This window comes from Sorangium sp. So ce145 (genome assembly GCF_051525985.1).
GTDB lineage: Bacteria > Myxococcota_A > Polyangia > Polyangiales > Polyangiaceae > Sorangium > Sorangium cellulosum_B.
This window is the reverse complement of sequence record NZ_CP150315.1, coordinates 9,162,283-9,178,755: the sequence shown is the minus strand read 5'-3', so window position 1 is coordinate 9,178,755 and position 16,473 is coordinate 9,162,283. Positions and strand designations below refer to the sequence as shown.

Sequence of the window (16,473 nt, the reverse complement as noted above, 5' to 3'; positions counted from 1 at the left end):
GCGGCCTCATCTCGTGGTCTTCGCCCGCGCCGCAGGCGCCTTGGCGGCTCCGCCGCTCTTCGCCTTCGCCCGCGCCGCAGGCGCCTTCGCTGCACCCCCGCCTTTAGCCCGCGCCGCAGGCGCCTTGGCGGCTCCGCCGCTCTTCGCCTTTACCCCCGCCGCAGGCGCCTTGGCGGCTCCGTCGCTCTTCGCCTTCGCTCGCGCGGCAGGCGCCTTCGCGGCTCCCGCCTTCCCGAAGCGCACCTCGAACGCGCCGGCGTCCTCCTCCATGAATCGGAGGAGCGCCTCCCCTTCCTCGGCGAGCTGCTCGCGCGCCGCCTTGCCAAGCGCCTCGAACGGCTCGAGCACGAGCGCGGCCGTGGCCTTCTTCCGCTCGATCGTCCATGTGCCGGCCACGAACCCGTCCACGAGGAACGTCGGCAGGATGCGCAGGTTGGCGGACATGACGATCCGCGGGCGATGCTCGTCCGCGATGACCCGCGTGCGGTCGTCGTGCGCGAGCAGGAGATTGTCGTAATCGGGGAGAAACCGCGCCGGCGCGGCGGTGTCCGCGGGCGGCCGCGGCGCGTCGGGCAGGTCGAAGAGCTCCCGGCCTCGCTCGTCGCGGAACACGGAGAGCTGCTCTCGCAAAGCGTTGAGCACCTCCTTGACGCGGGTCAGGCCGGACCACGTTTGCACATCGGTCGCTGTCGCCGGGCCGAACGACGCGAGGTAACGGAGCACGAGCGCCTGCGGCGCGCCGCCGTCGCGGAGCGGCTTGCCGAGCCAGGACGCCGCCGGGGCGAAGTCCGCCGTTCCCGGGTATCCCCATGGGGTCTCGCCGGGCACCTGGACGACCGGCAGGTGCATGCGAACCGCGAGGGCCATGGCCCGCACGTCGCCGCCGGCGTGGAGCTCGGCCAGGTGATCGCGCAGCTCGTCCATGGTCCGCGGCTCCGCGTCGAAGTACGCGCGCGCCAGGGCGACCAGCCGAGCGATGTCGAGGGCGTCCGCGCGCTCGCGGAGGACCGACCGCGTCGCGGCGTGGAGCACCGGCGCGATGACCGGGTGCAGATCCAGGTAGTCCCTTGCGCTCACGAGGTGCAGCGTGCCGCGCAGGAACGGCGCCCGGACGACCTCGCGGCGCACGACGAGCTGGACGAGCTCTTCGCGCCGGAACGCCGCCAGCCGCGACCAGAGCCCGATGAAAGGCGGCCGCGCCAGCTGGGCCTGGAGGGCGATCAGCCGCTCGATCCCGTGGACGACCGACGTTTGCTCCCGCGCGAGCAGCATCTGCCGCGCGAGCGTGGCCCGGTTGAGGTCTCTTCGTGTCAGCGTCGGGACGGTCATGCAGCCCGCGAGCTTACGCGAAACGGGGCTCATCCTCTATGGGCCGCCCGCTGCTCCTGGCCAGCGCAGCAGGTCGCGCGCCTCACATCCGGATTCAGGGGGTGAGGGCGAACGAGAACAGCGCCGCCTCGTCGCGATTGGGTCAGAATCGATAGAGCACGTTGTCCTTGTCGCCAGAGACATAGATCGTCCCTGACGGGCCCACGGCGACGCTGCTCAATGCATAGGTCGGCACCGTCCCCGTCACTGCGTCGAGCCCCACCTTGAGGTGCTTTTTCACGACCCAGGTGTCCCCCGTCGACGGGTCCACGCGCAGCAGGCGGCGCTTTCCGACCTCCACGACGAGCAGGGTGCCGTCCAGATCGACGGCCATCCCCTCCGGCTGATCCAGGCCGTCGGCCACCACGAGCGGCGGAGAGAGCGTCACGCCCCCCGCCGCCACCTGGAGGATCTGGCCCGTGGCCCAGTCGGCGGCCCAGAGGTCGCCTCCCGACACCGCGAGGCCCGAGGGCACGGTCATCGGCGCGAGCGTCACGGGGCCGCCGCCCGTCTGGCGGGCGACGCGCGCTGCGCCAGGCCCCGCGCCGAGCTCGGCCACCACGAGATCTCCCTGGAACCGGACCGCGTTGAGCGGCGAGACGAAGTTGCTGTACGTCTCGAGGACCGTCGCCGTCGCCGGGTCGTAGGTCTGAACCACGCTGCTGAACCACGCGGTCAAGATCAAATTCGGGCCGTCCGCCGACACCGTGGCAGGCGCGTGAAACTCCGATTGGCCGAGGAACGACCGCTCGACGCCCAGCGGAGCGCCCGTGTCTCCATCGAACTTCCGCAGCGACGACAGATCGGCCACATAGACCGACTCGGCACATCCTTCGGTCGTGACGGCCACGCCGCCGGGCATGATCATGCCGCCGGGCATGATCGTGCGCTCCTGGCCGTTCGGCCTGATCCGGACGATGAAGCCGTCGCTGGCGCTCGACACGTAGAGATTGCCCTGCGGGTCGAAGGCGAGGTTGTCGAGCCCCGGCGTGAGCTCCGCGATGACCTCCTTCTCGCCCGTCTCGATGTCGATCCGCACCACCTCGCCGTTCTGATCGACCACGTGGAGCCGGCCGAGCCCGTCGAACTTGGCCGCCGCGGGGATGACGAAGCCGTCCGCGACCGTCTGGAGGTCGCACTCCACCTCCGGGTCGACCGCGCCGGTGCAGGAGTCCACATCGATGCTGATCACCCTGCCTTGCGTCCAGATCGGCCCGTACAACCTGCCGTCGGGCCCCCAGTCCATGCCGTTCAGGAAGCCGAGGTTGCTCGCGATGTGGCGCGGCGGAGCCGACAGCTCCGGATCGACCTCGTAGAGCCCGTCACCGAAGAAGTCGAGCGCCACGAAGAGCCGCCCCGTATCGGAGAACGTGATGGGGTTGACCCCCGGCGCGACGAACTGCTGGGTGATCGCGCCGGACGGCGCGTGCCGCACGACATTGCCAGGGATGAGCGAGGTCCAGTAGAGCGAGCCATCCGGGCCGAACGTGAGGTCGTCCGGGCCATCGATCCCGTCCGACGCGTCGAGCCGATCCACGATGGCTCCGCTCTTGCGGTTCACGATGGCGATCTCATTGCCAAGGAAGCTCGCGACGTACAGCCGACCATCCGGCCCCACATTCATCCCATTGGTGCCGTGCATCGGCGAGCCCTCGGCGAGGACCGGGCGCTTCGCATGCGCCGGCGGCGAGGCCCCCAGAAGCACCGTGCCAGCGAGCACGAACGCAACAAGCCTGTGCATGAGCTCTCCCTTCAGCGCCGCACCTGGACCGGCACACCCAAGGATCACGATGACGTCAGGCGCGAAACCAGCGCGACGGCGCGAACCTCCGGCGGACTTTGTAGTCACGCGGGGTTGTTCCGACGCTAACATAATCAGTAGACTTACCCAAGCATAAAATTCGTGCAATGGATGCGGGTGCGTCAGCGTCGTCGACATCGCCGGCATCGTCGGCATCGTCGGCATCGTCGGCATCGCCGGCATCGTCAGTTCCTGGGCGGCCATCCCGCGCGTCGCGCGCCGCGTGACACCCGAGCCGGCGTGGTGGTATGCGTCGGAGTCGATGGCTGCCAGCATCTGCCTGCCGGCGTACAACGAAGTCCGCACCATCGAGGCGACCCTCACCGAGCTGTCGCGGCTCGGCCCCGAGGTGGACGAGATCCTCGTCTGTCTCAACGGGTGCACGGACGGCACCGAGCGCGTCGTCGAGGCGTTCCGGGGGCGGGAGCCGCGGCTCGCCGTCATCGAGAGCGAGCTCGGAAAGAACAACGCATGGAACGCCCTCGTGGCCCGGGCGCGCAACCGTCGCCTCGTGTTCACGGACGCGGACGTGCGCCCCGCCGAGGGCTCCATCTCGGCCCTGCTGCGCGCCCTCGAGCGCTCTCCGCGCGCCGCCGTCGCCGCGGCCTTCGAGCAGCCGCGCGGGGCGCCGCCGCCGCCGCTCGGCACCGTCCTCCGCCTGCTGACGACCAGCCTCGGTCAGGACTACATCTCCGGTCGCCTCTATGCCATCGATCGCGATCGGCTGGGCGCGGTGATGGCCGATCGTGGGCTCCTGCCTGCCGGGGCGCTCCCTCGGCTCCCCGTCGACCTCGTGACCGAGGACTCGTGGCTCACGGCGCTCGTCGCCGGCGACGCGCTGGTCGTGGTCCCCGAGGCGCCCATCCACTTCGAGGTGGACAGCATGGCCGACGTGGTCCGCGCGCTGGCGCGCAATGCCGCCGCGAGAGAGCAGCTCCGCTCGAGCTACCCGGAGCTCTACCGGCGCGACGGCGCCCGCCTGCTCTCGGCGCAGACGGCGCCGAGGATCCTCCTGGACCGGCTGAGATCGGCGCCGGGGCCTTTCGCGGTCACGCGCGGGCTCGGAGGGATGGCCCTCAGGGCTGCGATCCACCGCGTGCTCGGAGAGCGGATCCGGGCGCAGCGCGACCGCATCCTGGCGGACGTCAGCGCCGGCCGCGGCGGGCGCGTCATGGCCACCTCCGGCCGCCTCCCGTCGAAGGGCGGCTGAGCGCCCGTCCCGGCAGGGCGCCTCCAGGGCGGCAAACGGTTCAAACCCGCCAGAAAAGAGCAGAATTTCGAACCGCCAAGGGCGCCAAGGACGCCAAGATATTTTCTTTGTTCTTGGCGCTCTTGGCGCTCTTGGCGGTTTATTTCACGCTCGATCCACGTGATCGGTGTTCGTACGGCCGATCCCGTGTCCCACGAAGGCTCCCCGCGCGCATCGCCGGACGTCAGACGCGCGGGCGGAACCAGTCGATCGTGCGATCGAGGCCCGAGTCGAGATCCACCACCGGACGCCAGCCGAGCAGCTCGGTGGCCCGGGAGATGTCGGGCCTGCGCCGCTGGGGATCGTCGATGAGGGCATCGCTCATCGTCAGCTTCGCGCGCCCGCCGGTCTTGCGGATGATGAGCTCGGCGAGGTCCTGCATCCTCGTCTCGGCCGGATTCCCGAGGTTGACCGGTCCGGTCAGGTCCTTGGCGTTCATCACGCGGACCAGCCCCTCGATGAGGTCGCTGACGAAGCAGAACGAGCGCGTGCGGTGGCCTCCGCCGTACAGCTCCAGCGCCTCGCCGCGCAGCGCCTTCACCACGAAGTTGGCGATGACCCGGCCGTCGTTCCGGTCCATGTTCGGGCCATAGGTATTGAAAATGCGCACGATGACGGTATCGACGTTGCGGGTCTGGCGGTACTCCCAGAAGTACGTCTCCGCGACCCGCTTGCTCTCGTCGTAACAGGCCCGAGGCCCGATGGGGTTGACGTTCCCCCAGTAGTCCTCGTGCTGCGGATGAACGAGCGCGTCGCCATAGACCTCGGAGGTGGAGGCCTGCAGGACCCGGGCCCCCAGCTCCTGCGCCAGGCGGAGGACGTTGATCGCGCCGAACACGTTCGTGTTGAGCGTGTGCACCGGATCAGCCCGGTACTTCACGGGCGACGCCGCGCAGGCCATGTTGTAGATCTGGTCGACCTCGAAGCGGAGCGGCTCGCTCACGTCGCAGCGGTGCAGCTCGAACCGCGGGTTCTTCAGCAGCGGCCCGAGGTTCTCGTCACGCCCCGTCACCATGCTGTCGACGCAGATCACGTGGTGCCCGTCGGCCAGGAGCCGCGCGCAGAGGTGCGACCCGAGGAAACCAGCCCCACCCGTGACCAGGATTCGCTTGCTCGCACTCATCGGAAAAATACCTCCTTGACGCGCTGTTCGGTAAAGCTCTGGGCCGTGGCGCCGTGATTGGTCGATTTCTCCTTACCATAGGAAATAGGTATTACAAAGACCGGATGACATCTGGAGGCGAGTTCCTTATCATGCAGCGCGTGCACCGCTCACCTCGTTACCTGGGCTCGCTCGTCCGCGCAAAGCTCTCCCGCGAAGCGCGTCCCATCTGGGTGGATGTGTGCGTCACCAACCGATGCCACCTGAGCTGCGAGTACTGCTACGGCGACTACCACCACCGGCACGACGACATCGGACAGCTCAAGGTCGAGCAGCTGTTCGCGATCGTGGACGAGGCGGCGGCGCTGGGGACGGCGGTCCTGACGCTCACGGGCGGCGAGCCGATGCTGCACAAATCCATTGGCCGCATCGTCGAGCGGGCGGTGAGCCGAGGGATCTCGGTGGGAATGGTCACCAGCGGATTCCGCGTCAAGGAGCGCGTGGATGAGCTCGCCAGCCTGAGCTCGATCGTCGTGAGCGTCGACGGTCCGGAGCCGATTAACGATCTGAACCGCGGTCAGGGGACCTTCGCCGTGGCCATGGCCGCGCTCGAGGCGTGCCAGGCGCGCGGCATTCCGCGCATCGTGAAGGCGGTGCTGAACCGCCGGAACAAGGACCAGGTGCCCTGGCTCCTCGAGCTGGCGGGCCGCTTCGGCGCGCGGCTCGAGGTCGTCATGACCTACGCCCCGCAGTCCGATCGGCAGCTGCGCATGCACGGCGACAACTCCCTCGACGCGGGCGAGCGGCAGGCCCTGGCGGACGCGCTGCTCGATCACAAGCGCCGGGGGGCGCCGATGGTCTTCCGCGAGCGCGTCTGGGAGAACATGGCGCGCTGGTGGCAGCACCACGGCGGGGATCGCGTCACCCGCGAGGAGCAGCGGGAGCGCTTCGAGTACCTGCCGTGCAGCGCGGGCCGGTACTACGCCTTCATCGACGGCGACGGCCGCATGTACCCGTGCAACCAGCGGCTCGCGGACTTCCCCGCCAGGAGCGTGCTCGAGGTCGGCGTCCGGGCCGCGTGGGAGCACCTGCGCGATCACGGGTGCTTCGCCTGCGCGGCGCCGTGGCTCAACCAGCAGCACCTCGTGAGCAGCGAGCGGCTCCTCGCGCGCAGCCTGGGGCGAGATCTGCTGGCGCGGGTCGCGCGTGCCTGAGCGGACGCTCGCCATCGTCGTGCTCGGCGGCTCGCGCGGGATCGGGCGGGCCATCGTCGCGCGCGCGCTCGCGGAGGGGCACCGGGTGTTCGCCGGCGCGCGGGACGAGCGCGCGCTCCTCGCGTTGCAGCAGGGCGCCGCGCCCGAGGGCGCTGGCCGGCTCGGCACGGGCGCGGTGGACGTCGGCGACGACGCCTCCCAGCGCGCCTTCTTCGGCGCGGCGCGCGCGTTCCTCGGCGGGATCGACGTCGTCGTCAACAACGCCGCCCGGGAGGGCTACGGGCGCCTCGACGAGATGGCGCTCGAGGAGGTCGAGGCGATCGTCCGCACCAACCTCCTCGGCGTCATCCTGGGATGCCGGCACGCGGCGCAGGCGATGGGGGACGGCGGCGGCCACATCATCAACGTCGGCTCCGAGGTCTCGTTCCGCGCCGTGCCCATGAAGAGCGTCTACTGCGCCACGAAGTTCGCCGTCCGCGGGCTGAGCGACGCGCTCGAGCTCGAGCTCGCGCCCCGGGGGATCCGGGTCTCCCAGGTGCACCCCGGGTGGGTGGACACGGGCCTGCACGAGGACGAGCGGCGGCGCCGGGGCTCGGTGTCCCGGCCGCACGACGGCGGCGTCCCGGTGGAGCGGGTCGCCGAGAGCGTGGCCGCGCTCTGGCGCGCGCCGCGGGCGCAGGGCGGCGCTCCGCTGCGGCTCCGCCTCCGCAGCGTGGTGGGGGAGCTCTTTCCGGCGTGGGCGCGGTGGCGGACGCGCCGGGCGTTCGGGGAGCAGCTGAGAGAGGGCTGAGGCGAGACGGCAGGGCGGGGGACCGCCGCGACGCCGGACCGGAGACCACCAGGAGGTTTTCTTGACCTGTGCAACGACGTCCTTCCCTCAGGGTGCAACCGCGCCGCCTCCTCCGCTCGATCCGGGCGCGCCCGTCGTCGTCGAGGGCCTCGACGCGGTGGGGGAGGTGTTGCGGCAGGCGCGCGGGCGGGGGCAGGCGGTCGCGATCGCCTCGCGGGACCTCGAGTGGCTCGCGGAGCGCCTCGGCCTGTCGGAGCGGACCGCGGACGGGCTCCCGGTGGTCCGGTTCGGCTCGGGCGAGCGGGGCGGCCTCGACGCCGCGGCCACCCGGGCCGTCGAGAGGCTCGTGGCCCTGTCGGTGCTGCTCGGGGGCGCGCCGCTGTGGCTGACGATCGCGCTGCTGATCCACCTCGAGTCCCCGGGCGGGCCGTTCCACATCGCCCCGCGCGCAGGGCTGCGCGGGAAGCCGTTCCGGTTCTTCAAGTACCGGACGATGCGGACGCAGCGCCGGGACGGCGAGGACAGGGGCGACGCCGCGCGGCTCTCGGTCATCCGCGGCGAGATCCCCGGCTTCGTGCGCGACGACGGGGTCGTCATCCCCAAGGACCCGAGGGATCCGCGCGTCACGCGGCTGGGCGGCGTCCTGCGCTGGCTGTGCCTCGACGAGATCCCCCAGCTCCTCCACGTCCTCACGGGCGAGATGGCCCTCGTGGGGCCGAGGCCCTATCCGATGGCGGAGTTCGACGCGCTCAAGCCGTGGCACCGCCTCCGGACCGAAGGCCGGCCCGGGATCACCGGCCTGTGGCAGGTCGTGGCGCGCAACCAGGTGACCTTCGACCAGAGCGTCATCCTCGACATCTACTACCTGGCGAACGCCAGCTTCTGGGGCGACCTGAAGATCATGGCGATCACGCCGCTGCGCATGCTCTTCGGCGTGGGGAGCTACTGACGCCGTGCGCCGGGCGATCGACGACGCCGTGAAAGGACCGCTCCCCGGCCGCTCAGGAGGCCCCGAGGTGGTCCCTGACGCGAAAGAGGACGATCACCTCGCCGGCCACCAGGCCGAGCGTGACGACGAGCTTCACCGCGGCCGCGCCGGCGGCGCCGTGCGCGGGCACCGCCCACAGGTCCCCGGCCGCGATGAGGAGCACGGTGGCCGTCCAGAGGGCCGCGTACGGGCGCTGCTGGCCCGCGGCGAAGAGCATCGGGCCGATGGCGAGCTCCGGCACCATCCACACGAGCGCCGTGGTCAGGAGCTGCAGCGGCAGCACGGCGCTCGCGTAGTCGGGGCCGAACACGAGCCGGACGAGCGGCCCGCCCATCCACCACACAACGGCGCTCATGAGCGCGCCCGCGGCCATGAGCCCGACGAAGGTGAGCGTGGCGAGGCGCCTCCGGGCACTCGCGGAGCGGCTGGCGACGAAGGCGGGGAAGACCGCCGCGCGCACGACGCCCGGCAGCATCATGGCGCCGCCGATCATGCGCTGGACCGCGCTCATGTCGCCGACCGCGTGGGGGGTGCTCATCCAGCCCAGCATCAGGAGATCGAGCTGGAAGTAGAGGGGGCTGGCGAGCATCACCACCGCGAGCGGCCCGGCCTCACGGAGGAAGCCCTGCGGCAGCGCCGCGCCCTCGCTGGACCACTGCCGGCGATCGAGGAGCTGGGCGGCGAGGGCCAGGGCCAGCGCGAGGGCGACCAGGTGGCCCGCGACGAGGGCCCACGCCAGGCCGAGCGCGCCGAGCCCCGAGAGCAGCGCGCCCGTCCCCAGCCCGAAGGACGTGATGGCCATGGTGACCGCGACCGCCACCTCGCGCTCCATCCGCTGGTGCCCGCGGAACACCTGGTTGAGCATCTCGACGAACGAGGCCATCAGCCAGGCGGCCGTCAGCAGCCACACGAGCGTCCGGCGTGGCGAGGCCGCGCCCGCGAGGAGGCCGACCACGAGGCCGACGGCGCCGGCGGCCAGCGTCACGGCGAGCTTGAGGCGCACGAGCGCGCCGATGGGCGCGCCGGGATCGCGGGCCACCTCGCGCGCGATGAACAGGTGCAGGCCGAGGTCCGCGAGCTCGCCGAGCAGGAAGCCCACGGCGAAGGCGTAGCTGTAGTCGCCGAAGCCCGCGGGCCCCAGGAGCCGCGCGGCGACGACGGCGAGGAGCATGCGGACGCCGCGCGAGACGAGATCGCTCGCGGTCTTCAGCGCCATGCTGCCCGAGACGCTTCGCCTCGCCGGCGGCGGGGCGTCCTCGCGGAGCGCCGACGACGTCATGGATGGAGGAGATCCTTCTCCGGAGGTCGCCGCGCGCGCATGCCGCTCCCCTATCGCCCCGATCGCGGTGCGGTTCAACTTCCCGTCAGCGGTCACGTGGAGCGGCGGGGCGCCGCGCCTCACGTGAAGGATCCAATCGAGGAGAGGACCACGTGAAGACCAGCACGGATGGCAACGTTTCGTTGGTGCAGCTCAGGCGAAAGGAGTCGCTGGTCTCGGCGGACATCGAGCCGCCGGAGATCCTGCTCGAGCGAGCCCGCGCCCTGGCGGTGCCGGCCACGCGCCCGGCCGCCGCGCCGCGGCCCCACGGCCGGACCCGGGAGCTCACGCGCCGCGGCGTGCTGTGGCTCGGGCAGACGTGCAACCTGCGCTGCCACTTCTGCTACTTCCTCGATCGGATCGAGGACAAGGAGCACCCCGAGCACCCGTTCATGTCGCTGGAGAAGGCGCAGGAGATCTGCCGGACCCTCGTCGAGTTCTACGGGAACGACGCGATCGACATCCAGGGCGGCGAGCCGACCATCTGGCGCGACATCCATGCGCTCATCCGGTACTGCGCCGGGATCGGCCTCGCGCCGACGCTCATCACGAACGCGCTGGTGCTCGACAAGCGCGACAAGGCGCAGCAGTTCAAGGACTCCGGCGTCGCCGACTTCCTTGTCAGCGTCCAGGGGCTCGGCAAGGCGCACGACCTGGCCGTGGGCGTGAGCGGCGCGCACGTGCGCCAGATGCGCGCGCTGAACCACCTCATCGCGCTCGACGTGCCGTTCCGCGTGAACTGCGTGATGTCGAAGCTCGCGGTGCCGCAGCTCCCGGCGATCGCGAGGCTCTCGGTGGAGCTGGGGGCGCGCGCCGTCAACTTCCTCGCCTTCAACCCGTTCGCGGATCAGCGCAAGGAAGGCGCCCGCACCGCGGAGAACGTGCCTCGTTATGGCGACCTGCGGGGCCCGCTCGACGAGGCCCTGGACGTGCTCGCGCAGGCCGGCGTGGAGGCGAACGTCCGGTACCTGCCCCACTGCATCGTCCCCGAGCGCCACTGGCCGTCGGTGTACAACTACCAGCAGCTCTCGTACGACCCGCACGAGTGGGATTTCGCGAGCTGGACGTGGACCAACAAGGGCCCGCAGCGGATGCGGGCCGGCGCGGTGTCGCCGCCCGTCCCGCTCGGCGCACGGCCGCGCCTCGGCCGGCTCCGGCAGCCGCTCCTCCGCCTGGCGGACGCGATCGACCTCCGGGGCCGGATGCTCCGCGCCGACACGGACCCGCGGCTCGGCCCCGTGATGAGGAAGCTGGAAGGGCTGTCCTACCGGCTCTTCCGCCGCCGCGGGGATCGCGACGCCGCCTACCGCCACGACGCGCTGAACCGCGTCGAGCACAACGGCTACCAGAAGGGCGCGGGGTGCCAGCGCTGCGCGCTCCGCGACATCTGCGACGGGTTCCACGGCGACTACGTCGCGATGTTCGGCACCGACGAGGCGCGGCCCGTCCTCGATCGCGCCCCGGTCAGCGATCCTCGCGCGTTCATCAGCGCGCAGGACAAGGTGGCGCCGGCCAGGGGAGAGGCATGACCGTCGCTGCGCCCTCGATCGCGCCCCGGGTCGACGTCCTCGGCGTCCCCGTCGCGCGGCTCTCCTTCGAGCAGCTGCTGCGCCGCCTGGACGAGGCCTTGCGGGCGGAGCGCGAGAGGCCCGACTACTACACCTACGTCAACGCGTACTGCGCCACGCTGGCGGCGCGCGAGTCGCCGTACCGCGCCTCCGTTTCCCGGGCCGACGTCGTGTACGCCGACGGCATCGGGGTGGTCTGGGCGGCGCGCCTGCTGGGCGGGCCGTGCCCGGAGCGGATCAACGTGGGCCCGATCGAGCTGGGCCGGATCGTCGACCTCTGCGCCGAGCGCGGGGCGTCGGTCTTCCTGCTCGGCGGCGCGCCCGGGATCGCCGACGAGGTCGCGCGCCGCCTGGTCGCGGAGCGCCCGGGGCTCCGGATCGCCGGCGTTCACCACGGGTACTTCGCCCCCGAGGAGGAGGCGGCGGTGGTCCGGCAGATCAACGGGTCGGGCGCCGCGTTGCTCATCGTCGGCCTCGGCCCGCCCAAGCAGGAGCTCTGGGTGAGCCAGCACCTCGCGGCGCTCCAGGTGCGCGCCACCTGGTGTATGGGGGGGCTGCTGGATCAGGTGGCGGGCGCCGTCGCGTACCCGCCCGAGTGGGTGCGCCGGAGCCACGTCCAGTGGCTCTACCGCCTGGCGGTCGAGCCGCGGCGGCTCTGGCGGCGGTACCTGCTCGGCATCCCGGAGTTCATCGGCCGCGTCGTCCACCAGCGCCTTCGCCCGGAGAGACAAGCATGAGCGACCAGCGACCCTTCATCCCCATGGTCTCGCCGCAGGTGGACGAGCCGGACGCGATCGCGGCGCAGATCGCCGACGTCCTGCGCTCGGGGCGGCTCAGCAACGGCGGCCCGCTCGCCGAGGGCTTCGAGCGGGCGATCGCGGCGTTCCTCGGCGTCGAGGAGGCCGTGGCCGTCTCGAACGGCGCCGTCGCGATCAGCCTCGCCATCGAGGCCGCGGCGGTGCGGCGGGGCAAGGCGATCCTCCCGGCCTTCACCTTCATCGCGACGCTCAACGCCGCGGTGCACGCGGGCTTCGAGCCGGTCTTCTGCGACATCGACCCGGAGACCTGGACGCTGGATCCGGGGCACCTGCGCCGCCTGCTCGCGGAGCACGGCGCGACGTTGGTCCTCCCGGTCAACGTGTTCGGCGTCCCGCCCGATCTGGCCGCCATCGCGCGCGAGGCCCGCGGCGCGGGCGCGGCCGTGATCTACGACAACGCGCACGGCATGGGCACCGAGACCGCGAGCCGGGAGGCCGAGGCGCTCCTCACCGCGACGACCTACTCGCTGCACGCCACCAAGGTCCTCGTTGCCGCGGAGGGCGGCGTTGTCGTCTCGCCGGACCGCGAGGTGAGCGCGGCGATGCGCCGGCTGCGCAACCACGGGCTCGCGCAGCCGCTCTCGGCGTCGGTCCCGGGGATGAACGCCAAGCTGGACGAGCTGCGCGCCGCCCTGGCGCTCTCGTCGCTCCGCCGGCTCCCGGAGGCGCTGGCCCGCAGGCGGACGTACCTCGACCGGCTGCGCGCGGCCCTGTCGCGGCACCCGCAGCTGTACCGCACCCAGCGCATCCCGCCGGGCGTGAACCCCAACGGGCAGAACCTCGGCGTCGGGCTGATCGACGCCCCGATCGACGACGTCATCGCGGCCTTCGCGCGGCGCGGCGTCGAGGCGCGCCGGTATTTCTACCCGCCCCTGCACGCGCTGGACTGCTCCCCCGCGGGCCTCGTCCTCCCGAACACGGACCGGCTCTGCGCGGGCCAGGTCTGCCTGCCCCTGCACGGCCGGATGAGCGAGGAGACGCTCGAGCGCGTCGAGGCCGCCATCCACGGCGTCGCGGAGGAGCTGGAGGCGCGGCGGCTGTCCGCGCGCTCCTCGAGGCCCGCGCTCCTGGGCGCCACGTAGGGGCGGCTCCAGGGATCCGACGCCATGCGCAGGGAAGGAGCGTGGGACCGCGTGAGCACCGCGGCCGGCGTGATCGGGCTCATGGCCTTCGCCGTCGCCGCGTTCACCCCGGTCGCCGCGCCGCTCGATCGCTGGATGGCGTCGGCGCCCGACGCAGGGCAGGCCGACGCCGTGGTCGCCCTCGGCGCGGACGTCGATCCGGACGGGCGGCTCCCGGAGGATTCGCTCCGGCGCGCCGTCGAGGCCGTCGCGCTGTACCGTGAGGGGCGAGCGCCGCTCGTGCTGATGCTCGGCAGCCGCAACGGGCCGGCCAGCGAGGCCGAGTCGCGCGCTCGCCTCGCGCAGCGCCTCGGCGTCCCCGCGTCGGCCCTGCTCACGGAGCCGCGCGGGCTGACGACCGCGGTGGAAGCCCAGCGCAGCGCGGAGCTCCTGCTGCCGAGGGGCGCAAGGAGGATCCTGCTCGTCACCGGCGCGCACCGCATCGCTCGCGCGCGCCGGCTCTTCGAGCGCGCGGGCTTCGAGGTGCTCGCCGCGCCCGTCCCGGAGGGGTCGCCGGCGTCGAACATCCCGGGGGAGCGCCTCTCGGCGATCGGCCGGCTGCTCCAGGAGCTCGCGGCGCGCGCGCTGTCGCGGCTCCGCGGGGAGGTGTAGCGGTGCCCGACGCGCTCTACATCCTGGGCGTCGTCGCCGCCACGTCCTGCGTGGTCTACGCGGCGGGGCGCCGCCGGGGGATGCGCGCCGGGCTCCTCCCGCCGGCGCTCCGGCGCGCGATCCGCTGCGTGGGCGTGGGCCTCCTGTTCTGGGGCGGCAACGTCGCCGTCGGGGCGGCGGTGGCCCTGCTCGTGCGCGGCCTCGGGCTCGGGTTCATCTGGCTCTACGTCAACACCGACGTCTCCGTCCTCGTCCTCTCCGCGCTCCAGGCGCTGGCCTTCGAGTCGTGGCGCGTCGAGCACGAGCGGGAGCGCGCGGCCAGCGCCTCGCGCGCCGACGATCCCCCCGGATCCCCTGCCGCGCCGGGGCCGGAACATGAGTCCCCGCATCGGGTAAAAGGAGCGAAGCGATGAGCACTGCAGCCGTGGAGGAGCGTCCGGTCTCGAGCCGGTGGAGCGACAGGGCGCTGCGCCAGACGGCCGGCTACTACGGGCTCTTCATCTGCCTGGGCCTCATCACGGCGATCACCGGGCCGACCCTGCCGGACCTGGCGCGGCAGACGGGCTCCAGCGTCGGGGACATGGGCTCGCTGTTCCTCGGCGGGGGGGTCGGTTACACGCTCGGTACGCTCTGGGGAGGCAAGCTGTTCGATCGCGTGCACGGGCACACCCTGCTCGGGGGAGCGCACCTGATCGCCGCGGCGTGTCTCGCTGCCATCCCGGCCATCCCGTGGTTATGGCTGCTCGTGGTCGTGGCGTTCTGCCGGGGTCTCGCGGAGGGGCTTGTCAACACGGGCGCGAACGCGCTGCTCCTCTGGACGCACGGGGAGAAGGTCAGCCCTTACATGAACGGGCTGCACTTCTGCTTCGGGCTGGGCGCGTTCCTGTCGCCGCTCCTTGTCGCGCGCGTCCCGGGCGCCTGGGGCGGTTACCACGCGGCGTACTGGGCCGTGGCCGCCTTCTCGGCGCTCGTCGCCCTGGGCGTGCTCTCGATGCGACACTGTCCCGAGCCTCAGGAAAAGGCCGGGAAGGACGCCGCGGTGAAGGGCGCGGATCGCGCGCTGCCCCTCCTTCCGGTGCTCGTCGCGGTGCTGTACCTGTTCGCCTACGTCGGCGGGGAGATCTCGTTCGGGAGCTGGATCTACACCTATGCCCTCACGCTGGGCGTCGTCTCGGCGACCGGGGCCGCGTACCTCACCTCGGGGTTCTGGCTCTCGTTCACGATCGGGAGGCTGCTCTCGATCCCGGTGGCGATCCGCTTCACGCCGCGCCAGGTCATCCCTGTGGGGCTGGGCGGCTGTCTCGTGCTGTCCGCGATGATGCTGCTCCTGCCGCCCTCGAGCGCGCTCCTGTGGGGTGTCGCGCTCGGGCTCGGGCTCTTCATGGCGCCGCTCTGGCCCAGCGGCTTCACGCTCACGGGGCAGATCGTGCCCATGACGGCGTTCGTGACCGGGCTCGTGCTGGTCGGCGACAGCCTCGGCGGCATGGTCCTCCCGGCCCTCACCGGCAAGCTGATCGAGGGGGTGGGCCTGGAGCGGCTGGCCTACTCGCTGCCGATGCTCGTGTTCGGCAGCCTCGTTGTCTGTACCTTTTCTTATCTCGTGCTGCTCGCCCTCGACAGCAAGCGAGCAGGGGAGGCGGCGGCGAGCGACGGCGCTTCGCCGTGAGGCGGGGATGGATGTGTGGCTGTGGGAGCACACCTGACAAAGAGAAATTGAACAGGGAGACGGGGAGGCGGGGAGATTCATGGGATTTCAACTCCCCGTCTCCCCGCCTCCCTGTGAATTTTTCCGAAAAAAATTCGAGAGGATGCTTCAGGGCGTAGGCCACCGCCAGATCCCGCACGTGGACGGTGGACCAGCGGTTCTCGCCATCGTCGATAGGACGCGCCACCCCCGCGGCGCGCGCGCCCTGCACCAGGCCCGCCACCGGGCCTCCGCCGTCGCCGTAGACGATGGGCGGCCGCACGACCAGGCCGCGGACGCCCTTCGCGCCGCGCACGCGCGACTCGGCCGCCACGAGCCACTCGAGCGCTCCGCCGGGATTGACGCTCTCCTCCTCCGGCACGGGCACCCGCGAGGAGCGCGCGCGCGGCGCGAAGGGCGTCGCGATGAAGACGCCGCCGCTCATGGCCGACGCCTCTCTTTGGTCGACCGCGCTATCTGGTGATGACGATGTCCTTGGAGCCACGGCGTCATGGCTCGGCAGACGTCGAGCGAGCGGATGGATCGGGACGCATACGCGATGAGCTGTGGAGAGACTAAGAAATTCCCTCACTTGCAGCCATTTTCAGCGGGCAAATTGAACAAGGAGGGCAGGGGCGATTTGCCGTCGGGCGCATCGTGGTGCTGTTCGCTGCCCAGAGAACTTTGCAGGGATGTGGGAAGAATCTTGCACTTGCAAACTTGCAAACGTGCAAACGTGCAAACGTGTCCTCGCTTTACCGCCTTCCTGTTGAGCTGACAGCACGTCGGGCGCGTTCGTTTCCGATCTGGACAGGGAGGGCCGGTCGGGTAGTGTAGTCT

The 16,473-nt window shown here is 71.6% G+C and carries 14 protein-coding genes; 10 read left to right on the top strand and 4 right to left on the bottom strand.

Annotation, left to right across the window (positions count from 1 at the left end; genetic code table 11):
• Positions 1-6 precede the first annotated feature (6 nt).
• Together WMF34_RS34055 and WMF34_RS34050 are read right to left on the bottom strand one after the other, a co-directional pair.
• The gene (locus WMF34_RS34055; RefSeq protein ID WP_437990425.1) at positions 7-1,329 is read right to left on the bottom strand and encodes a winged helix DNA-binding domain-containing protein; all 1,323 of its coding nucleotides are present in this window, start codon (positions 1,327-1,329) and stop codon (positions 7-9) included.
• A gap of 142 nt (positions 1,330-1,471) precedes the next feature.
• The gene (locus tag WMF34_RS34050) at positions 1,472-3,109 is read right to left on the bottom strand and encodes a hypothetical protein (RefSeq protein WP_437990424.1); all 1,638 of its coding nucleotides are present in this window, start codon (positions 3,107-3,109) and stop codon (positions 1,472-1,474) included.
• Positions 3,110-3,431: 322 nt separating this feature from the next.
• Here WMF34_RS34050 and WMF34_RS34045 point away from each other — a divergent pair, with 322 nt between their 5' ends.
• Positions 3,432-4,379 (top strand): glycosyltransferase family 2 protein, encoded by a 948-nt coding sequence (locus WMF34_RS34045; RefSeq protein WP_437990423.1) that lies wholly within the window; start codon positions 3,432-3,434, stop codon positions 4,377-4,379.
• Positions 4,380-4,602: 223 nt separating this feature from the next.
• On the opposite strand, the gene WMF34_RS34040 is transcribed toward WMF34_RS34045, so the two are convergent.
• On the bottom strand, positions 4,603-5,541 hold the full coding sequence (locus WMF34_RS34040) for a UDP-glucuronic acid decarboxylase family protein (RefSeq protein WP_012239298.1): 939 nt from the start codon (positions 5,539-5,541) through the stop codon (positions 4,603-4,605).
• Between the two features lie 140 nt (positions 5,542-5,681).
• On the opposite strand from WMF34_RS34040, the gene WMF34_RS34035 reads away from it, so the two are divergent.
• The 3 genes from WMF34_RS34035 to WMF34_RS34025 all read left to right on the top strand — a co-directional run bounded on the left by WMF34_RS34035 (position 5,682) and on the right by WMF34_RS34025 (position 8,473).
• Entirely contained in the window at positions 5,682-6,734 is a 1,053-nt protein-coding gene (locus WMF34_RS34035) for a radical SAM protein (protein ID WP_437990422.1), read from the top strand.
• On the top strand, positions 6,727-7,524 hold the full coding sequence (locus WMF34_RS34030) for an SDR family NAD(P)-dependent oxidoreductase (protein ID WP_012239296.1): 798 nt from the start codon (positions 6,727-6,729) through the stop codon (positions 7,522-7,524). The genes WMF34_RS34035 and WMF34_RS34030 overlap by 8 nt, the downstream gene beginning before the upstream one ends.
• A gap of 61 nt (positions 7,525-7,585) precedes the next feature.
• Positions 7,586-8,473 (top strand): sugar transferase, encoded by an 888-nt coding sequence (locus WMF34_RS34025; protein ID WP_437990421.1) that lies wholly within the window; start codon positions 7,586-7,588, stop codon positions 8,471-8,473.
• A 52-nt stretch (positions 8,474-8,525) separates the two neighbouring features.
• Here WMF34_RS34025 and WMF34_RS34020 read toward each other — a convergent pair whose 3' ends face one another.
• Complete coding sequence (locus WMF34_RS34020; RefSeq protein WP_012239294.1) at positions 8,526-9,791, bottom strand: oligosaccharide flippase family protein; 1,266 nt, start codon at positions 9,789-9,791, stop codon at positions 8,526-8,528.
• Between the two features lie 152 nt (positions 9,792-9,943).
• Between WMF34_RS34020 and WMF34_RS34015 the strand changes: the two genes are divergently transcribed.
• Genes WMF34_RS34015 through WMF34_RS33990 form a run of 6 tightly spaced genes read left to right on the top strand, consistent with a single transcriptional unit; the run spans position 9,944 to position 15,615 of the window.
• On the top strand, positions 9,944-11,359 hold the full coding sequence (locus WMF34_RS34015) for a radical SAM protein (protein ID WP_437990420.1): 1,416 nt from the start codon (positions 9,944-9,946) through the stop codon (positions 11,357-11,359).
• On the top strand, positions 11,356-12,135 hold the full coding sequence (locus WMF34_RS34010; RefSeq protein WP_437990419.1) for a WecB/TagA/CpsF family glycosyltransferase: 780 nt from the start codon (positions 11,356-11,358) through the stop codon (positions 12,133-12,135). The genes WMF34_RS34015 and WMF34_RS34010 overlap by 4 nt, the downstream gene beginning before the upstream one ends.
• On the top strand, positions 12,132-13,298 hold the full coding sequence (locus tag WMF34_RS34005; RefSeq protein ID WP_437990418.1) for a DegT/DnrJ/EryC1/StrS family aminotransferase: 1,167 nt from the start codon (positions 12,132-12,134) through the stop codon (positions 13,296-13,298). Before WMF34_RS34010 ends, WMF34_RS34005 begins: the two co-directional genes overlap by 4 nt.
• Positions 13,299-13,322: 24 nt before the next feature.
• On the top strand, positions 13,323-13,949 hold the full coding sequence (locus tag WMF34_RS34000) for a YdcF family protein (protein WP_012239290.1): 627 nt from the start codon (positions 13,323-13,325) through the stop codon (positions 13,947-13,949).
• Positions 13,950-13,951: 2 nt separating this feature from the next.
• The gene (locus tag WMF34_RS33995; protein WP_437990417.1) at positions 13,952-14,362 is read left to right on the top strand and encodes a hypothetical protein; all 411 of its coding nucleotides are present in this window, start codon (positions 13,952-13,954) and stop codon (positions 14,360-14,362) included.
• On the top strand, positions 14,359-15,615 hold the full coding sequence (locus WMF34_RS33990) for an MFS transporter (protein WP_012239288.1): 1,257 nt from the start codon (positions 14,359-14,361) through the stop codon (positions 15,613-15,615). Before WMF34_RS33995 ends, WMF34_RS33990 begins: the two co-directional genes overlap by 4 nt.
• Positions 15,616-16,473: the final 858 nt, after the last annotated feature.